Annotated in this window: 14 protein-coding genes; 4 read left to right on the plus strand and 10 right to left on the minus strand. The window is 58.5% G+C overall.

Annotated elements, in window-relative coordinates; all coding sequences use genetic code 11:
- Positions 1–66: 66 nt before the first annotated feature.
- The 4 genes from AC5RWA_RS08840 to AC5RWA_RS08855 all read right to left on the minus strand — a co-directional run bounded on the left by AC5RWA_RS08840 (position 67) and on the right by AC5RWA_RS08855 (position 4,290).
- Positions 67–1,500 carry an MmgE/PrpD family protein gene (locus AC5RWA_RS08840; protein WP_494057298.1) on the minus strand — a complete coding sequence of 478 codons (1,434 nt, stop codon included), beginning with the start codon at positions 1,498–1,500 and terminating at the stop codon, positions 67–69.
- A 264-nt stretch (positions 1,501–1,764) separates the two neighbouring features.
- Positions 1,765–2,604 carry an ABC transporter ATP-binding protein gene (locus AC5RWA_RS08845; RefSeq protein WP_494057299.1) on the minus strand — a complete coding sequence of 280 codons (840 nt, stop codon included), beginning with the start codon at positions 2,602–2,604 and terminating at the stop codon, positions 1,765–1,767.
- 81 nt (positions 2,605–2,685) lie between these two features.
- Positions 2,686–3,546 carry an ABC transporter permease gene (locus tag AC5RWA_RS08850; RefSeq protein ID WP_494057300.1) on the minus strand — a complete coding sequence of 287 codons (861 nt, stop codon included), beginning with the start codon at positions 3,544–3,546 and terminating at the stop codon, positions 2,686–2,688.
- A gap of 6 nt (positions 3,547–3,552) precedes the next feature.
- Positions 3,553–4,290, minus strand: coding sequence for an ABC transporter permease (locus tag AC5RWA_RS08855; RefSeq protein ID WP_494057301.1), 738 nt, complete (start codon positions 4,288–4,290; stop codon positions 3,553–3,555).
- A gap of 481 nt (positions 4,291–4,771) precedes the next feature.
- Between AC5RWA_RS08855 and AC5RWA_RS08860 the strand changes: the two genes are divergently transcribed.
- A complete protein-coding gene (locus tag AC5RWA_RS08860) occupies positions 4,772–5,815 on the plus strand; it encodes an ABC transporter substrate-binding protein (RefSeq protein ID WP_494057302.1) in 1,044 nt (347 codons plus the stop codon).
- A gap of 367 nt (positions 5,816–6,182) precedes the next feature.
- Here AC5RWA_RS08860 and AC5RWA_RS08865 read toward each other — a convergent pair whose 3' ends face one another.
- The 3 genes from AC5RWA_RS08865 to AC5RWA_RS08875 form a co-directional block, all read right to left on the minus strand.
- Entirely contained in the window at positions 6,183–6,929 is a 747-nt protein-coding gene (locus AC5RWA_RS08865) for an N-acyl homoserine lactonase family protein (protein ID WP_494057303.1), read from the minus strand.
- 371 nt (positions 6,930–7,300) lie between these two features.
- Entirely contained in the window at positions 7,301–8,185 is an 885-nt protein-coding gene (locus AC5RWA_RS08870; protein WP_494057304.1) for an NAD(P)-dependent oxidoreductase, read from the minus strand.
- The gene (locus AC5RWA_RS08875; RefSeq protein WP_494057305.1) at positions 8,178–8,576 is read right to left on the minus strand and encodes a carboxymuconolactone decarboxylase family protein; all 399 of its coding nucleotides are present in this window, start codon (positions 8,574–8,576) and stop codon (positions 8,178–8,180) included. Before AC5RWA_RS08875 ends, AC5RWA_RS08870 begins: the two co-directional genes overlap by 8 nt.
- Positions 8,577–9,052: 476 nt before the next feature.
- Between AC5RWA_RS08875 and AC5RWA_RS08880 the strand changes: the two genes are divergently transcribed.
- A complete protein-coding gene (locus AC5RWA_RS08880) occupies positions 9,053–10,252 on the plus strand; it encodes a cytochrome P450 (RefSeq protein ID WP_494057306.1) in 1,200 nt (399 codons plus the stop codon).
- 309 nt (positions 10,253–10,561) lie between these two features.
- On the opposite strand, the gene AC5RWA_RS08885 is transcribed toward AC5RWA_RS08880, so the two are convergent.
- Positions 10,562–12,043: an NAD-dependent succinate-semialdehyde dehydrogenase gene (locus tag AC5RWA_RS08885; RefSeq protein WP_494057307.1), complete on the minus strand. Its 1,482-nt coding sequence runs from the start codon at positions 12,041–12,043 to the stop codon at positions 10,562–10,564.
- A 157-nt stretch (positions 12,044–12,200) separates the two neighbouring features.
- On the minus strand, positions 12,201–12,791 hold the full coding sequence (locus AC5RWA_RS08890; protein ID WP_494057308.1) for a PadR family transcriptional regulator: 591 nt from the start codon (positions 12,789–12,791) through the stop codon (positions 12,201–12,203).
- Positions 12,792–12,945: 154 nt separating this feature from the next.
- Between AC5RWA_RS08890 and AC5RWA_RS08895 the strand changes: the two genes are divergently transcribed.
- Entirely contained in the window at positions 12,946–14,040 is a 1,095-nt protein-coding gene (locus tag AC5RWA_RS08895; protein WP_494057309.1) for an aromatic ring-hydroxylating oxygenase subunit alpha, read from the plus strand.
- A 51-nt stretch (positions 14,041–14,091) separates the two neighbouring features.
- Complete coding sequence (locus tag AC5RWA_RS08900; RefSeq protein ID WP_494057310.1) at positions 14,092–15,078, plus strand: PDR/VanB family oxidoreductase; 987 nt, start codon at positions 14,092–14,094, stop codon at positions 15,076–15,078.
- Between the two features lie 636 nt (positions 15,079–15,714).
- Here AC5RWA_RS08900 and AC5RWA_RS08905 read toward each other — a convergent pair.
- On the minus strand, positions 15,715–16,791 hold the full coding sequence (locus AC5RWA_RS08905; protein WP_494057311.1) for a PDR/VanB family oxidoreductase: 1,077 nt from the start codon (positions 16,789–16,791) through the stop codon (positions 15,715–15,717).
- Positions 16,792–17,112 lie beyond the last annotated feature (321 nt).

Below are 17,112 nucleotides of genomic sequence, written 5' to 3' on the forward strand. Positions count from 1 at the left end.
ACAATTTATGACTGTCATACAATAGTACCTTTTGTATCTAAGCAGGGCCAGTAGCAGCCGTCAATGTCAGAGAACCGCGGATGCCTGGTGCATCTGCCGGCCAGGAGCCGGAGGGGCGGCAATCGACAGCCTGACCACTTCGGCTGCGTCTTCCAGGTCGCCAAGATTCAGCACCGACTCAATTAGCCGGTTTCGCTGCGAAGAGTCCAATAGATTCGAAGCGTTGTCTTCGAACTTGTTGAGGACGTCCGCTTCACTCATCGGGTTGGCGAATGAGCCGCGGTTGTGTTCTTCCACGGCTTCCAGTACGCGCCCATCTTTGAGGGTGACCCGGACCGCGCCCTTGAATTGCTCAGGACCAGGGTAAGCGGGGTCCACTTCGTACCGTACGAGCCTGGCAATGGAGCGGATCGTGGGGTCCGCCAGTGCAGCAGGGGAATAGGAGCCTCTATCGATTCTGCCGGATATAAGTGCTTCGGCGAGGGTGAATTGAAGACTCACTCGTCCGTGGGAGTCACTAAGAGGATCAGTCCTTTCGCATAGCGGCTCACAGACTATCCCGACTTGATATCCGGCGATTGGGCACAAAATATCCACGACGTCGGAAGCTTTTATGTCGTGTGTCTTACGCAGGTGAAGCAGGGCATCAATATAAGGGTGAATGACATGAGCGACTGGATAGGGCTTGAAGGAGGCATATCGGCTCTCCCAGTACTGGCCGAGGTCTTTGGTTAGCTGTTCGTAGTTTTCGGGATTGTCCGGAGTCTGCAGGTGTGAATTAATCAGTCCCCAGCGACCCTCTATGACGCTCCCGGGCCCGGTCACACCCGAGGCGGCCAAAGTGGCTGCTGTGATGCCCGATTGTGCCGCCCAGCCCGGATGCAGGAACTTGGATTGGGTTCCGTCGACCCAGCACTCGAGCAGCCCGGAGGCGAAACTGCCGCATATCCCTGCCGCATTACTCATTTCCGGAATGCTAAGACCAAGCAGCATTCCGGATAGGTAGGTGGTTCCGAACGTGGCGAACATGGCTGTGGGATGAAACCCGCGCTTGTGAAACTGTTGGGGGGCGATGCTTCCCACTCGGCAGGAGACCTCATTGCCGACTGCAACGGCGGTGATCAGGTCTCGTCCGCTGACGTTTTTGCTCTCGAAAATGGCGAGACCGGCCGCAACAGCGGGGCTACTCATATGCACCACAGAACGGTTATGTGTGTCGTCAAATTCCAGTGCCTGCGACAGCGCACCGTTGGTGAATGCGGCACCGGTAACCGAAGTTGTACTGCCCGAACCGAAAATGTGAGCGTCACCGACGGGGTGCAGCGTCTTTGCGGCTTTTCGCACCGCCACCCCGAAGGCAGTGTCATGTCCGGCGAGAACCAACCCGATCACGTCCAGGACGCGAAGCTTTGTAGCAGCTACCACATCGTCCGGTAAGTCTGAGTAATCAAAGCTCTGGCTCCATGTAGCCAGCTGGGCGGTGTAGGGAGCGGTATCCATTGTTTCCTGTCTATTGGCATGAGCACTGGGAAGTCGGCGGGCCGGGGCGAGAGTCCGTCACCCTTCACGGCATACATCGGGATGTTGATTCACACGTTTCCAGCGGGAAACATCGTCCTGTATCCCCCTGAAACCCCCCGGTGACGAGGATCAGCCGGGCAATTGCAGCCCAAATGGGGCTACTTCGGGGGTGCGGTCATCAACGCGCTTTCCTGCCGCTGCTGTCGTTGCAGGATGGATCGTCCCGCAATAACACGTCATACCTCAGCCCTCGTCGCCGCCCGACCGGATCAGGCGTGCCACGTGGCCGCGCAAGGTGACGAACTCCTCCGTTTCCTTTGTGGAGATCTGATCGCGGGGTTCGGGCAGATTCACGCGGAGGTCTTCCACAAGATGGGCTGGGGGCTTCGATAAAACAAGCACACGATCCGCCAGATAGACGCTCTCATCAATGTCATGGGTGACGAAGAGAATGGTCATGCCGAAATCCCGCCGGATCTGTAACACGAGATCCTCCAATTCGGAGCGTGTTTGTGCGTCCACAGAGGCAAAAGGCTCATCCATGAGCAGAAGCCGAGGCCGGTAGGCAAGGGCACGGGCGATGGCTACCCGTTGTTGCATTCCACCTGATAGTTGCCACGGAAACTTCTTTTTGTGTCCTGAAAGCCCTACCGCTGCCAAGGATTCATCTACGATTCTTCGTCGATCCTCTGCTGATCCAGCGCTCTTGGTCAGCGGGAACGCGACGTTCCGCTCAACTGTCAGCCAAGGCAGCAACGAGCGGCTGTAATCCTGGAAGACCATGGCCATTCCTTCCGGCACCCCTGTGATTCTTTTTCCCAAGAGCGAAACGGAGCCCTCGCTGGGCAACATCAGTCCCGCCAGGATTCTCAGCAAGGTCGTCTTTCCGGCACCTGAGGGACCCACGATGGATACCAATTCACCGATGCGCACGGAAAACGACAGGCCTCCGATCGCTCTGTACTCAGAAGCACCTGAGCCGTATACGTGGCCGACAGACTCTGCGTGCAGTATGACGTCACCGGAACCCGGGGAGTTGTGCTGGGGATCGGCTGTGGGGGAGGGGGAAGAATAAGTAGTCATGATTCAAGGACCTCTAAACCTTAGATAACGAATGCAAGGTACCGGCGGCCCGCCGGAAATTTTTAGCGCAGCTCATGCGAATCAGCCTCTGGTTCGAGCCAGCTTGTCCCACGCCAGAAAACGGTGCTCCACTGCTTCGAGGACCGCGTTGAGTGCAAACCCGAGCAAAGCGAGGACAAGCATCCACGCCCACATGTCCTTGATTGCGAACCTTGTTTGCGACTGGATGAGCTGGTACCCGATGCCATTGGTGGCCAGCATGAACTCGGAGACCACAGCCAGTAGCAGCGCGCCAGTCAACGAGATCCTTAGCCCGGCAAATATTTTTGGTGATGCCGCGGGCAGAATAATCCGGTAAAGGACTTTCCATGCGGGCATTCTGAAAACCTGCCCCAAGGCCAATGGGGTTGCGTGAATTGCTGATACGCCAGCTGCCGTATTGATAAGCACAAACCAGGAGACGCCGTAGGCGATGAACGCTACTCGCATTGCGTCATCTCCTCCGAGCAGAATGATGAACAAGGGCAACGTTGCCGTGGCGGGAACCGAACGTAGGAACTCGATGATGGGGTCAGCAAATTCACGCGTTGACCGGGAGCGGCCAACAGCAATACCAATAACGACACCCACGAGTGAGCCGATGGCGAATCCCAGCATTAGGCGCCAGAGGGTTTGCGATATGTCAAGGGTCACGGCGCTGGTCATGTACAGCTCCGAGGCCGGACCCGTCAGAAACATCCGGTGCGCCTGTTTGGCGATGTCCAGGGGGGTGGGGAAGAACACCGAGCTTGCGCCTGACGCGGCCCACTGCCAGAGGCCCACCAGCACCACAAGCGCACCGCTTAAGTTAAGAACCTTCAGGCCAAGAGCCCGTGCGCGGCTGCCAAAGGCGCGAACAGTGCTCGTATCAGTCGTATTCCGGGATGGTACTACTGCGCTCATCGATTCCTAGCCCTTCGTTGCATTCCAGCTAAACCATCGCCGCTCAAAGGCACCCATCAACAAGTTGATTGCCAAACCAAGGAACCCTGCTACGAGGGTGCCCGCGTAGACGCGTGTTACTTGGTTGCCCATAGCCCGGTTCTCCGCGATGTAGGACCCCAAGCCATCGGCACCGCCAGCTATCAGTTCCACAGTGATCACGACGATCAAAACGATCGAGGATGAGAGGCGGATGCCAGTTGCAACGAATGGTGCTGCGCCAGGAATTACCACTCTCCATGTAACCGCTGGCCGGGACAGGCCGAAGCTCCTGGCCATCTCCTTGGCATTGGGGTCATCGCCGTGTACTCCGTAAATTGTGTTGAACAGGATTGGCCACATTGCCGCATATACACCGACGATGATCTTCATCTCCAGCCCTTGCCCGACAACCAGCATCACCAGCGGGATTAGGGCCACGGCCGGCATCGGACGCACCAGCTCAATTACCGTTCGGGATGCCCGGTACGACACCTCGGAAAGCCCAAGCACCACCCCCAAGGGCACCGCGACCGCGACGGACAGCACGAGGGCGAAGGCCCATGTCAATGCGGTGGACAGGAGATCGGCGAGGAATTGGGGATCGCCGAAGATCAGGAAAGATTCAGCCAGCACTTGGAGGAACGGCGGCAAAAATTCGGGGCTGACCAGGCCAAGGCGCGACACGACTTCGAAAATCAGCACCAGAACGGCAACTCCGGCCACACCTCGCCACAACCCCCTTGAGGAACCTGTGGTTGCCCGAAGCGCTTCCCGCCCGCGGCTGGCAGTTCGTTGGTCGCCACTCTGCGGCGGCGCCGCCGGGGCCTTTTGCAAGGACGTCATTCTCACTTCTCTCACCGTTGAAAGTTTTGTACGACAGTCATACGCGTCTGAGGAAGCGTATCGCGGCGAGCATGAGCAGGTCAATGTTTTTACTGCCGACGAGTTTTCCGGGTATGAACGAAGGGAAGTCGGCCGCAGTAGCCCTTGAAAGCCATCACACTCGACCCTTGATGGGGGTTTACAAGGGCGACACGGGGTGTGATACTCGGTGGAATGTCCGACAATCTGTGGGGCGTGGGGCGGCCGTGGAATCCACCTTTTGTCACTGCTGATGCACGTGCTGTCTACAGTGCACCCAGCCCCAGCGGACTCTCCTGATGGTGCGATCATTGGTGCCGCATACCCGAGTTAAGGAAGCGCTATGACGATTAAGTCCAGTAATAACCGCGGTGATAGCCGATTGGGCAGGACGCTCCTATCCCTCACCGCCGTCGCCGCCCTGGGTCTCGCCGGATGCGGGGCACCTGGAGCGGCAACGGAAAGTCAGGCCAAGCCTGCCCAGACAGGGGACCCCTTTTCGCCGGAAGTGGCTACGATAACGGGAGCTCAATACAGGCAGACTTCCGCGTCACCATTTCTTGCCGCGATGGACAGTGGGGTTGCTGCCGAGCACGGGCTGACATTGAAGTACGAGTGGGCAGAAAGCAGCCCGGCGATGCTTACTCAAGTGGTCTCGGGCAATGCGCAGGTTGGTACATCGAGTCTCTGGGGGGTCGTCAACGCAATCCAGCAAGGTATGGACATCCGGATTGTGGGCGAGGATTACCGCGAAGTGACGGATTCTCTGACTGTCGAGGCACTCCCGAACTCGGGAATTAAGGGTATTGAAGATCTTGCCGGCAAGAAGGTCGGTGTGGTCGGGCTGAACAGCGGACACGATCTTCGGATCAAGTACGCCTTGAAGCTCAAGGGACTCGACCCCAATGGTCCCCAGTTCGTGGACCTGCCATTTGGACAGATGGGTAGCTCTCTGGAAACCGGCGCCATTGACGCAGGCGTGTTCGTAGGCACGGGCCTGAAGCTGGCCAAGGAAAAGCTCAAGTCCACCACAGTGATGGACTACGGCAAGGAGCCCTATAAGGACTTTCCCGCACTGCAGTGGGTGATGAGCGGCCAGTTCGTTGACAAGAACCCTAATGCGGTCGCGGCTTTTCAGTGCGCTGTCGTCCTTCAGGGCGCTACCCTTGCCCAGTCGGATCAGGACCTGTACCAGGCCGGGCTAAAAAAACACTTGGGCTGGGATGATGCCGCCATTGCGGCGACAACAAAGGTGACCTTTCCCGCGGCCAACGATGTGGAGCAGATGCAGATAGTCCCCGACATCATGCATGAACTGGGTGTTGTTCCGGACAAACTGGACTTGGCAACCGTGACGGTGCCCCTTCCGGAAAACTGTAAAGAGTAAGCCAGGATAATCCTGGCAGTGGGCAGGTGCTCGGCTGGAAGTATCTGCCGGGCACCTGCCTCAATTGCTCAGGCACCCGGTCGCGGGTGGGAATCACTTTCCGTAGGAATGTGTGGACGATGAGATGGCCCCCGCCTGTGAGCGTGGACATGATTAGCCAAGAGACCCCTGATGTGGCTGGCCGCATTCAGTGTTCCCATGTCCTGCCGGCTCACCGCCCTCCTGCCCGGAGGTATCCCCCGGGCGGAAGGGAGAAAAAGAAGAACTATGCGCGCGAAATCAGCCCGCATTCCCGGCCGCTAGAGCCGTTGGAAGTTCGTTGCCGGGCCATCGTCAGCGTTGGGGGAAGGGGCCGAGCACAGGTAAGTCATATGGACCCGATAGTGGCAACCAACCCCTGCAGAGGGCCTGAGCCAACGGGTCGAAAGCGGTTGAGAGTGCCAGGGTCGTGCCCTGGAACCAGGATGCCTTTGCGCTCCGCTAGTAAGCCCCGGATCCGGTCGAACCCCGCATACATCTTCGGCAGGTCGGCGACGTGGAGGAATGGCTGGTCCTGGTCGAACTCCTCGAGATAATGGATCGCATCGGAAGCTAAGACGACCCTGCCTTCGTCAGTGTTCACTAGCACGATGCTTTGACCTGGGGTGTGGCCGCCTACTTCCAGCAGGTCGATGCCTGGGGCGAGCTGCATTGTCCCAGTAAAGGTTGTCAGTCGTCCTTCGTCCTGGACATCGGCTAGATGCTGCAGCTCGGAGCGTTCGGTGAGGTAGGAGAACTGCCTGCGATTTGCCATGTCGCTAAGCCAGAAACTGCATTCAGTTTCACTAATGAACACCTGCGAATCTGCGAAGTGGCAAAGGTTTCCGATGTGATCATAGTGGGCATGGGTAATTACCACGTTAGGCTGCATGCCGGGAAAAACGCCCAGCTCAGCTAAGGCGTCGACTGGATGTATCAGCAGGGTCCGACCACGAGATGCTCCACCTTCCGGCGAGAAGCCCGTGTCAACAATGACCATACGTTCCCGGTTGTGGATCACCCAGAAAAAGTAGTCCATCTGTAACGGGGCATCAGGTCGGCCGTACAGATGGTAGTTGAGGTAGACCTCGCTCATAGCGGTCTGCCTAGTCCCAAATTTGACGATGCTGATTTGATACTTAGCCGTCAACCGTTGCCCCTCCTTGAATCGGGCTGAACGAAGCGCGGCACGACAAAGGTGCATCCCCGCACTCCATGTGGCCGCTTCAGTTCTCCGAGAGATCGGAATCCCATGAATGCTTCCTAAACAACACGCTTTTGAAAGATCGGCAGGCGGTATCCGGACAAGCGATCTGTTATTCGCCTCTCCGCGGGGGCTGGGTGCGGTGCCTCGACATCCCTAAATCCCGGGGCTCACCTTAAGGGGTCGTTCAGCGACCTGGACGAACGAGCTGTATCGGACATCCAAGATTCCTGCGTGCAACTGGCCATGAAATCTGCGGGCTCTCACTGATCGCGGAGCCAGCGTGCAATCTCCGTATGGTCCGCGCCTGCGGGCAAGGCTTTAGCGGCCCTTTCCCACAACCGGGCGGAGTCCTCTCCGAGCAGACTGGGCAGCCCCAGTTGCGCTGCCAAATTGGTGGCAATCTTCATGTCTTTGAGCATAAGTTGCAGGCCAAAACCTGAATTGTACGATTCCGTAAGAATGAAGTTCGGCCACTTATTCTCCGTTGAGCCGCTTCGTCCGCTGGAGCTGTTGATTACCTCGAGCATAATCTCCATATCCAGCCCGAATCGCTCGCCGGCCAGCAGTGCCTCGCTGGTGACCAGAAGGTGGGTTGCCGACAACAAGTTGTTGAATGCTTTGATTGCATGTCCGGAACCCACAGGTCCGGTGTGCCGAACGGTGCCCAGATGCGTCAAGCACTCGGATACGAGTTCCACCTGTTCCTGCGTGCCGCCGGTCATGATGGTCAGCGTCCCGTTTACGGCACCTTTAACTCCCCCTGAGACAGGGGCGTCGATCAAGCCGACGTTGAAATCCGTGCGTAGGGTTTCGGCAAGCTTTCGGGTGCGCAGCGGTTCCGAAGAGCTCATGTCGACGACGACAGCGTCGGCGGCGACGCGGCTCATCGTTGGTTGCCCCAACAAAACGCTCTCCACTACATCGGAGTTGGGAAGCATGAGGATCACAATTTGGGCGTCCTGCACCGCGTCTACGACGTTTTCGAAGGCACGGCCACCAGAATCGGTCAGTGCCGTCCGAGCTGCAGGCGCCAAATCCGCTCCTGCAACGTCGTAGCCGGCGGAGACGAGGCGGGCTGCCATAGGGGAGCCCATGTTGCCCAACCCAACAAACGCTATCTTTTTACGTTCGCTCCCCTTAGTCACGGGCACGAGTCTCCTTCAGCGTTTTCTCCGCGATCCGGAAGGCGTCCAACGCTGCAGGGACACCCACGTATATAGCCGTCTGTAGGAGTACTTCCTGGATCTCTTCGTCAGTGCATCCGTTTGTTACGGCTCCTCGGACGTGCACCGAAAGTTCGTGTGGGCGGTTAAGTGCCGTAAGCATCGCCAAATTGATCAGGCTTCGGGTCTTGAGTTCCAGCCCATCACGCTTCCAAACCGCTCCCCAACAATATTCGGTAACTAGCTGCTGAATCGGCCGCGAAAACTCCGACGCTGCACTAAGGGAACGCTCGACGTGCTCCGCGCCCAACACCGCCTTTCGCATCTCGATACCGTCCTCGTATGTCTCTTTCCGTGTGCGTTCCAGATCCATGCTTTCACTCCTTAGTTGTCAGGGAAGGACTGCTGCACTCTCGGGCATCGGAGTGAAGTGTCCTGCTAATTGTACGACAATCCGTTGGTGTTCAGCCAATATGGTCGCTGCCGCCTCATGGGGCTATGTCGCTTGGCCGACTGGGGGGTCCCCTGCGCGGGAACTATGCGGTGGATAAAGCCTTCAGCATTCTTGTGTGCTTGTATGACGATGTATATGATTGAAGCGGCGGTGTCTTGTTTGGTGGCAGATGGTGCACTTCGTAGGCCAAATCGCGACTGCACCCAAATCTTCGCTGGCTACGTGAAAGTTGACGCAGCATACCCACGGGTTGACAACACTTGGGAGGGAACTATGGTCGGACGCATTTTGTGAGCACTGACCGGAGGACCCCCGCGTCTCGCCGACTCGTGCCGGACGCAGCACTGCGCCAGCGCACAACCAGGTTTCGTACTACTACCTAGAAAGAGGCTCCAATGTCGGAGACGTTGATCGAAGCACCGGTTTCACAGTATGACCCCTTTGCCGCGGAGGTGCTCGCTGATGTCCTATACCACGATGGGATTCTGCGGGAGGTCGCTCCAGTGGTTTACATCGAAAAATATGATTTTTATGCCATAACCCGGGCTGAGGACATTCAGAAGGTCTTGCGCAATTGGCGGGTATTTTCGTCCACGGACCGTCCGTTCTATGTGCCCAACCCCTTCAGGCCGAATGCACCCCTTATGCAGGATCCGCCAGAACATACCCAGACTAAGTCGGTGATGCTCCGAATCTTCTCTCCCGAAAATATGGCCAAGATGGAAAGCTACTTTATGGAGCATGCCGAGAAGATGGTGGAAGAGCTCCTCGCTGACGGCCCTGTAGAAGTTGATGCGTACAAGGATATTGCTGCGGCCTATGTCTTGAAGGTCTTCCCCGATATTTTGGGCCTGCCTAAGGAGGGACGAGAACTTTTGCTCCGTTTTGGCGATGCAGTCTTCAATGCCTTCGGTCCTCACAACGAGCATCACTTCAAAAAGATGGAGGCCGGTCAACCTGCCCTGGAATGGGTCGGCGCCAATACCAAGCGCGAAAAGCAGTCGGAGGGTGGCATTGGCTGGCAGTTGTATCAAGCTGCGGACGAGGGAATAATCAGCGAGGCCGAGGCCGAGCAACTCCTGACAGCAGTGTTCGGAGCTGGCTTTGACACGACAGTTTTCAGCATCGCTGGAATGCTGCGCGCGTTTGCGGACAACCCGGACGAGTGGCAAAAGTTGCGGCGAAACCCTGAACTTATCGAGTCCGCGTTCGAAGAAGCGGTCCGCTACTACGCGCCGTCGCGTTTTGGTGGTCGCGTCGCTATGAAAGATACCGAAGTAGGGGGCATCAGGATTCCGGCCGGCGCCAAGATTCTCGTAATGTGGCTGGGAGCCGGCCGCGATCCCCGCAAGTGGGAAAATCCGGACCAGTTCATCATCGATCGGCCGGCAGCAAGCGGTCACCTCTCCTTTGGATTCGGCATCCACACTTGCGCAGGGCAAGCCGTCGCACGTATGGAAGGCCGATCAATCCTGAAGGCGCTGCTCTCGCGCATGGAGAATATTGAACTCACAGCGGAACCGCGGCACGCCATAAACTTCCAGGCGTTTGGACATGACCTGATTCCCGTCAGGGTTACCCCGACGGCGCTGTAGTCCACTTCAAGCCTAAGTCAGGCTTAGCCGGGGCGCGGCCTTGAGTAGGGCCACCAACTAGCGGCATACCATCCAGCCCTGCGCCCCGGCCGCTTCCCAATGCGCTGTGTTAGAGCCGCGGGCTTTGTCCAGCTGAGGCGCGAGGAAGACCACTGATGCGAGCCTAACTGAAGATACTGTGGGTACAACGCCGCGTAGGGAACCCTTCACCTGCGGCGGCTGCGCGAGGGGCTACAAGCAGGTTCCCCCCTTGTGAGGGCCTAACCTTTCGGGCCCGGCGAAAGCTAGCCCGCGCGGCGCGCGGGAAGCTTATCCGGCGTAGGGGTCGGCGATGCCGATGTACTGGGTGTAGAGGTATTCCTCGATGCCTTCGAGGCCGCCTTCGCGGCCCAGGCCGGACTGCTTGACGCCGCCAAAAGGTGCGGCGGCGTTGGAGATGACACCAGCGTTCAAACCCAGCATGCCGGTTTCGAGCTTTTCGCCCATCCGGATGCCGCGGTTGAGGTCCTTGGTGAAGACGTAGGCCACCAGACCGTATTCGGTGTTGTTGGCCAGCCGCACCGCGTCGTCTTCGCTGCTGAAGGTGGTGATCGGGGCCACGGGTCCGAAGATTTCCTCGGACAGGATCCGGGTGCCTTCGGTGACGCCGGAAAGGATGGTGGGCTGGTAGAAGTAGCCCGGGCCCTCCACCGGTCCGCCGCCCAGGATGGCCGTGGCGCCGGATGCAACGGCGTCGGAAACCAGTTCGTGGACCTTGTCCCGGCTCTTGGCGTCGATCAGCGGGCCCACCTTGGACTCGGGCTCGGTGCCCCGGGCGGTGGTCATCTCCTTCATCTTCGCGGCGAACTTCTCCGCGAACTCGGCCGCGACTGATTCGTGGACGATGAAGCGGTTGGCCGCGGTGCAGGCCTCGCCCATGTTCCGCAGCTTCGCGAGCATGGCGCCGGCGACGGCGGCGTCCAGGTCGGCGTCTTCAAAGACGACGAACGGGGCGTTGCCGCCGAGCTCCATGGAGGTGCGCAGCACGGTTTCGGACGCGTCGGAGAGCAGGCGGCGGCCCACCTCGGTGGAGCCGGTGAAGGAGAGCTTGCGCAGCCGGGAGTCCTTGATCAGCGGACCGGTGGTGGCACCGGCCGTTGAGGTGGGGATGACGTTCAGGACGCCGGCGGGCAGGCCGGCTTCCATCATGACGGCGGCGAACAGCTGGGAGGTCAGCGGCGTGAGGTTTGCGGACTTCAGCACCATGGTGCAGCCCGCGGCCACGGCCGGGGCGATCTTGCGGGTGGCCATGGCCAGCGGGAAGTTCCACGGGGTGATCAGCAGGCAGGGGCCCACGGGCTTCTTGGTGACCAGGAGCCGGGACTTGCCGTTAGGGGAGACGGAGTAGCGGCCGAAGGCACGGACAGCCTCTTCGGAGAACCAGCGCAGGAACTCGGCGCCGTAGGTGACCTCGCCCCGGGCTTCGGCCAGGGGCTTGCCCATTTCCATGGTCATCAGCAGCGCGAAGTCCTCGGCCCGTTCGGTAACCAGGTCAAAAGCGCGGCGCAGGATTTCGCCGCGTTCACGCGCCGGGACCTTCGCCCAGGACTCCTGCGCGGCAGCGGCGGCATCCAGGGCAGCGGCACCGTCTTCAGGACCGGCGTCGGCAATGCTCAACAGCACCTTGCCCGTCGCCGGGTCTTCGACGTCGAAGGTCTTGCCCGAAGTGGCAGCCCGCCACTCACCATTGATAAGCAGGCCGGTGGGAACAGAGGCCAAAAGGGCGCTTTCGCGCACCTGAGTAATTGCCATCAGAATCTCCATGTGTCGACTTCGATTTCCAGAGCCTGCCGAGCCTGCCGCAGAACTTTGTATGATCATAGTACGAACGGAGAGTTGCTCCTAGTCGTACTTACGCGACTACGAGCACGCGTCGCCCCCCGCACTATCGCTGCGGGGGCCCGGATCACTAGAGATGGGAGTCATCCAAGGCGTCGATTAGATCCAACCCCTGCTCAGCCCAGGAGATTTCTTGGTCAGCGCGGGCCACTAAGCCTTGGTATGTGTACCTCTTGAAGGCTATTGCTCGGGGCCTGTCCGCTTCTGCAAGGCCCGCCAGTCTTTTGTTGAGCATCGCACTTGTCCCCTCATCGATTTCGCGGACCTTCTCCACCCATTGCGCGCGCCGCGCCGCGTAGTAGTCCCTGTGGGCGCGCATTTGCCGTCGTGCTGAATCCGGCTCAGCCCACTCCATGTAGGCAGCCTTCAGGTGCGCAGGATCGCGCTCCCGCGAGTATTCAAGGTCTTGATTCATCCATGATTTGAAGTCCTCCAGTCCCCGCTCCGTTACGTGATACTCAACCTTCTTCCCGCGGGCACCCCAGGGCACTTCGTGCCCCTCGAGCAGTCCCTCACGCGCCATGCGGCGGAGCTCAGGATAAATCTGCGAATCCGGAGCATGCCATACGTATCCCACGGATGATTCGAACTGCTTAAAGAGGTCGTAGCCCGTCATGGGTTCCGCGCTCAATAGGGCCAGTAGGGCGTACCGAAGACTCACAGTCCATCTTTCTGCAGCTTAGTGTTGCCAATCACTATATCCATAGATAGTCTGTGAGCTCCATTACTAACTATCTACATAGATAGTTCCCGTTCTCCTCCAGTCCGCCGCTGTCATAGCCGACAGCGGCAACCGGTACCGAAAGGAAAAGTCTGTGAGCATCGCCGCCACGCGCAGTAGTACTACCAATAAGGTTCTGGGTTATCCCTTGAACGCCTGGTACGTAGCAGCCTGGGATTACGAAGTGACGCGTAAGCCTATGTCCCGTCGAGTAGCGGACCGGCCACTTGCCCTGTACCGCACTGAAGATGGAAAGGCCGTCGCGCTGGCCGACGCGTGCTGGCACCGGCTTGCGCCCCTGTCGTTGGGGAAAGCTGTCGGTAAGGATGGCATTCAGTGCCCCTACCACGGCATCGTCTACAACTCGGCGGGCCGTTGCGTTTCTATGCCGGCGCAGGAAACGATCAACCCCAGTGCCACTGTTCCGTCGTTTCCAGTAGTTGAACGGTACAGGTATGTCTGGGTGTGGCTGGGTGATGCGACCTTGGCCGATCCGGACCTTGTTCCGGACATGCATCAGATGACGTCACCGGAATGGGCGGGAGACGGACAGACAATTTTGGCCCCCTGCAACTATCAGCTTGTGCTGGACAACCTTATGGATCTCACGCACGAGGAGTTCGTGCATTCCTCCTCGATTGGCCAAGACGAACTCAGCGATTCCGACTTCGTTGTCACGCAGGACGGTAACACGGTCACGGTGTCCCGTTGGATGCTGAACATCGATGCCCCGCCATTCTGGCTCAAGAACATGCGCGACAAGTTCCCTGGATTCAGTGGAAAGGTGGACCGTTGGCAGATCATCACTTTCTATTCCCCGTCCACCATCAATATCGACGTAGGAGTGGCGAAGGCCGGCACTGGCGCCCCGGAAGGGGATCGCAGCCAAGGCGTTAACGGTTTTGTTATGAACACAATTACCCCGGAAACAGCGAAGACCTGCCACTACTTCTGGGCTTTCATGCGCAACTATCGCCTGGACAGTCAGCTGATCACCACCCAGCTCAGAGATGGCGTTCACGGCGTCTTTGGTGAGGATGAAGCCATGCTCAAGGCCCAGCAGGAAGCCATTGACGCGAATCCGGACTACGAGTTCTACAACCTCAACATTGACGCGGGCGGAATGTGGGTCAGGAGACTGATTGAGCGCCAACTCGAAACCGAAGGCCGTCTGGTCCCCACGACCTAAGCCGACTCGCACTACGTCCATGCCGAAAATGATGAGAACTGAGAAGTAGATATGGCAGCAACAAATATAGAGGTTTGGCAGCTTGGAACGGTCGTGTCGTCCGAGCCGATCGCGACTGATATTCAACGAATAGTGTTCGAGCAGCCCTCGCCAAAGAAAGCTGAACCAGGTTCACACATCGATGTGCTGGTCGACATCGATGGGGAAAGACACCGGAGGTCCTACTCCGTGGTGGACTCTACGGAGGACGGGGGACGCGTAGCCATCAGTGTCTTTAAGGCTCCGCAATCCCGGGGCGGATCACTCTTCATGCAAACCCTGAGATCCGGCGACAAGCTGGAAATCACACAGCCCCTTCAGAACTTTCCACTCCGCGTGGGGGCACCCCGATATGTGCTCCTGGCAGGGGGAATCGGGATTACTGCAATTCTGAATATGGCCAGGGTTCTGCGGAATCTCAAGGCTGACTACACGCTCGTTTACGCGGGCCGCAGCCGTGCCTCCATGGCTTACCTGACGCACTTGGAAGACCTGCACAAAGACGCCCTGGAACTACACGTCGATGACGAAGGCACTGCCCTGAGCGTCGATAAACTCCTTGATGCGGTGGACGATGACACCGAGCTCTACATGTGCGGACCTATCCGCTTGATGGACGCCGTAAAGCGGGGTTGGGATGCCCGGGACCTTGTTGCAGCCAACCTCAGGTATGAAACCTTCGGGAACAGCGGCTGGTACGACCCGGAAGAGTTCCTGGTACGAGTCCCACGTTTGGGATTTGAGACCTCCGTGCGCCCCGGCGAATCGATGTTGGAAGCCCTGGAGGGGGCAGGGCTGGATATGATGTTTGACTGCCGCAAAGGCGAGTGTGGCCTGTGCGAAGTCCGGGTGCTAGATCTCCAAGGGTCTATTGATCACCGTGACGTCTTCTACAGCACACGGCAGCAAAAAGCCGCAGAAAAAATGTGCTGCTGCGTCTCCAGGGCTGTTTCTCAACCCGCCGGCAGCAAAGCGGTGGTAACCATCGACATCTCCTGATGCAGGCTCACCCGTCCCATCCTAGGGATCTGTAATTCCGGGATCGATGTATCGCCTCGCCTCGACGTCGGCAGGGAAACGTCGGGGAGGCTGCCGGGAGACTGGACAGAGAAGGTACAAGCCGTCAGGTTTTGGCTAGATATCCGGCGCTCCGTCAAGCAACCCGATTACGGGGAACGCCCACCCGCAGGGGCCTGCCAGTAGCAGCGACACGCAAGCCTCACTCGGGCTTGACCTCATCACCAATCCGGCTCGGAGCGCTCAACGAGCCGGGATAGCTGGTATGAGCCCTCTCGCTGCGCCCCGATGGTTCGGCTTCGTGGAAGCACCAGGATGTGGTCGACCATCCCGGTGTGCAAATGATGCTCGCTGCTATCATCGGCCGTCGGAACGGCGTCCGGGTGTGGTCATGGATACAAGAGAATCGGCCATCCTGGCGTCCAGGGAACCCGACCTGCAAAAGTTGACTCAAGGCAGTCTGCGCGCTTTAGCTTGTACTGGCCACGGCAATGCCTTCGCCGAAGGGTCATTTATGCCCATGACTCTTGGTGCTTAGGTGCGGAGGGAAGCAGTTGAACTCACGGAAGACGGAGACATGTTTCCCTGCCGCCGGCGCCGCCATCAGTCCAGGTGCACCTAGATCATCAGCTTAAGCGGGCAGCCTCCCTTGGAGCGAGACACACAAATGAACATGGTGTCGCCTCTCTCTTTCTCGGAGTCTGTGAGAATGGAATCCCTGTGGTCAGGGGTGCCCTCTGCTACCTGGGTTTCGCAGGTTCCGCAGGTCCCCTCGCCACAAGATGAAATGACAGGTAGTCCGGCCTCTTCGGCAACTTCGAGAATCGACTTGTCCGCCGGGATCTGCATTACGAGCCCGCTCTCAACAAACTCCACTTCGAAGGGGACGTTTCCACCGGCATCAATTTTCTTAGGGATGAAACGCTCTGTATGTAGACTTTCGTTCGGCCAGTGCGCGGTTGCCTCTTCGACGGCATTGAGCAGGGGCTCCGGGCCACAGCAGTAGACAAGCGTGGCGTCCTGGGGTTCTTGAAGATAGGCTGCGAAATCGACCCGGCCGTCCGTGTCTTCCGGGACAAAACGGACGCGATCTCCGTACCTGGAGAGTTCGTCAACGAACGCCATGGTCTTGAGGGAGCGTCCAGCGTAGACCAAGCTCCAGTCTGCACCATCCCGTTCTGCCTGTCCGATCATCGAGATTATAGGGGTTACGCCTATCCCGCCTGCGATGAAAAGGTACCTCTTGGATGGCAAGAGAAGGAAGTTGTTTCGTGGATGGCTGACCAATAGCTGCTGCCCCACGCTGACTTTTTCGTGAACAGCCTGAGATCCCCCTCGGCTCGCAGGCTCTCTCAGAACGCCGATGCGCCATTGGTCCTGAAGGAGTTCGGCTGAACAGAGGGAGTATTGACGGACGATCTCATCGCTTACATGTACGTCGATGTGGGCCCCCGGGGTCCAAGGTGGCAAGGTAGTTCCCGGGGCAGCCCCAAGCGTCAGGGCTACGACACCCTCGGCAGCGTCCAGGCGTTCCACGACGGTTACCCCCAGGCGGGCAAGCGGATCGTTAGGAACCAAACGTCCATGGTCAGGATCACTGCCGGTGAGGTGCGCTTCCCCGAAGGCGGCGCTGCCGATGGTGTTCTTGGGACTGGGAGTTGCCTCGGCCTGAAGGTCATTCGTGTAATTGCTCATGGGTTTCTCGCTTCTTTGCGGCTGGTTCTCTGTGGGGAGTTGGCTCAGGAAGTGCCCTGATGCGGGCAGAACAAGAAATAGCCCAACCCGCCCCAAAGCTGCCGGCGTATTGCTGCCGGTGGAGCCGATGGGACTTTCGAAAACGGAGTACTTTGCAGATGACGAAACGGTGCCCATTCATGGTCCACGAGCCACTCCATGCAGAGTCCTTCCGTCATAGCCCCTATCTTTTGCTACGCCGTTTCGACTCCACGCTCACCGGGCTGGTTGATCTGAACTAGACCGGTTCACTACGATTGTATCTAAACGACAGACGATATG

Source organism: Arthrobacter sp. 210 2, from assembly GCF_059093025.1.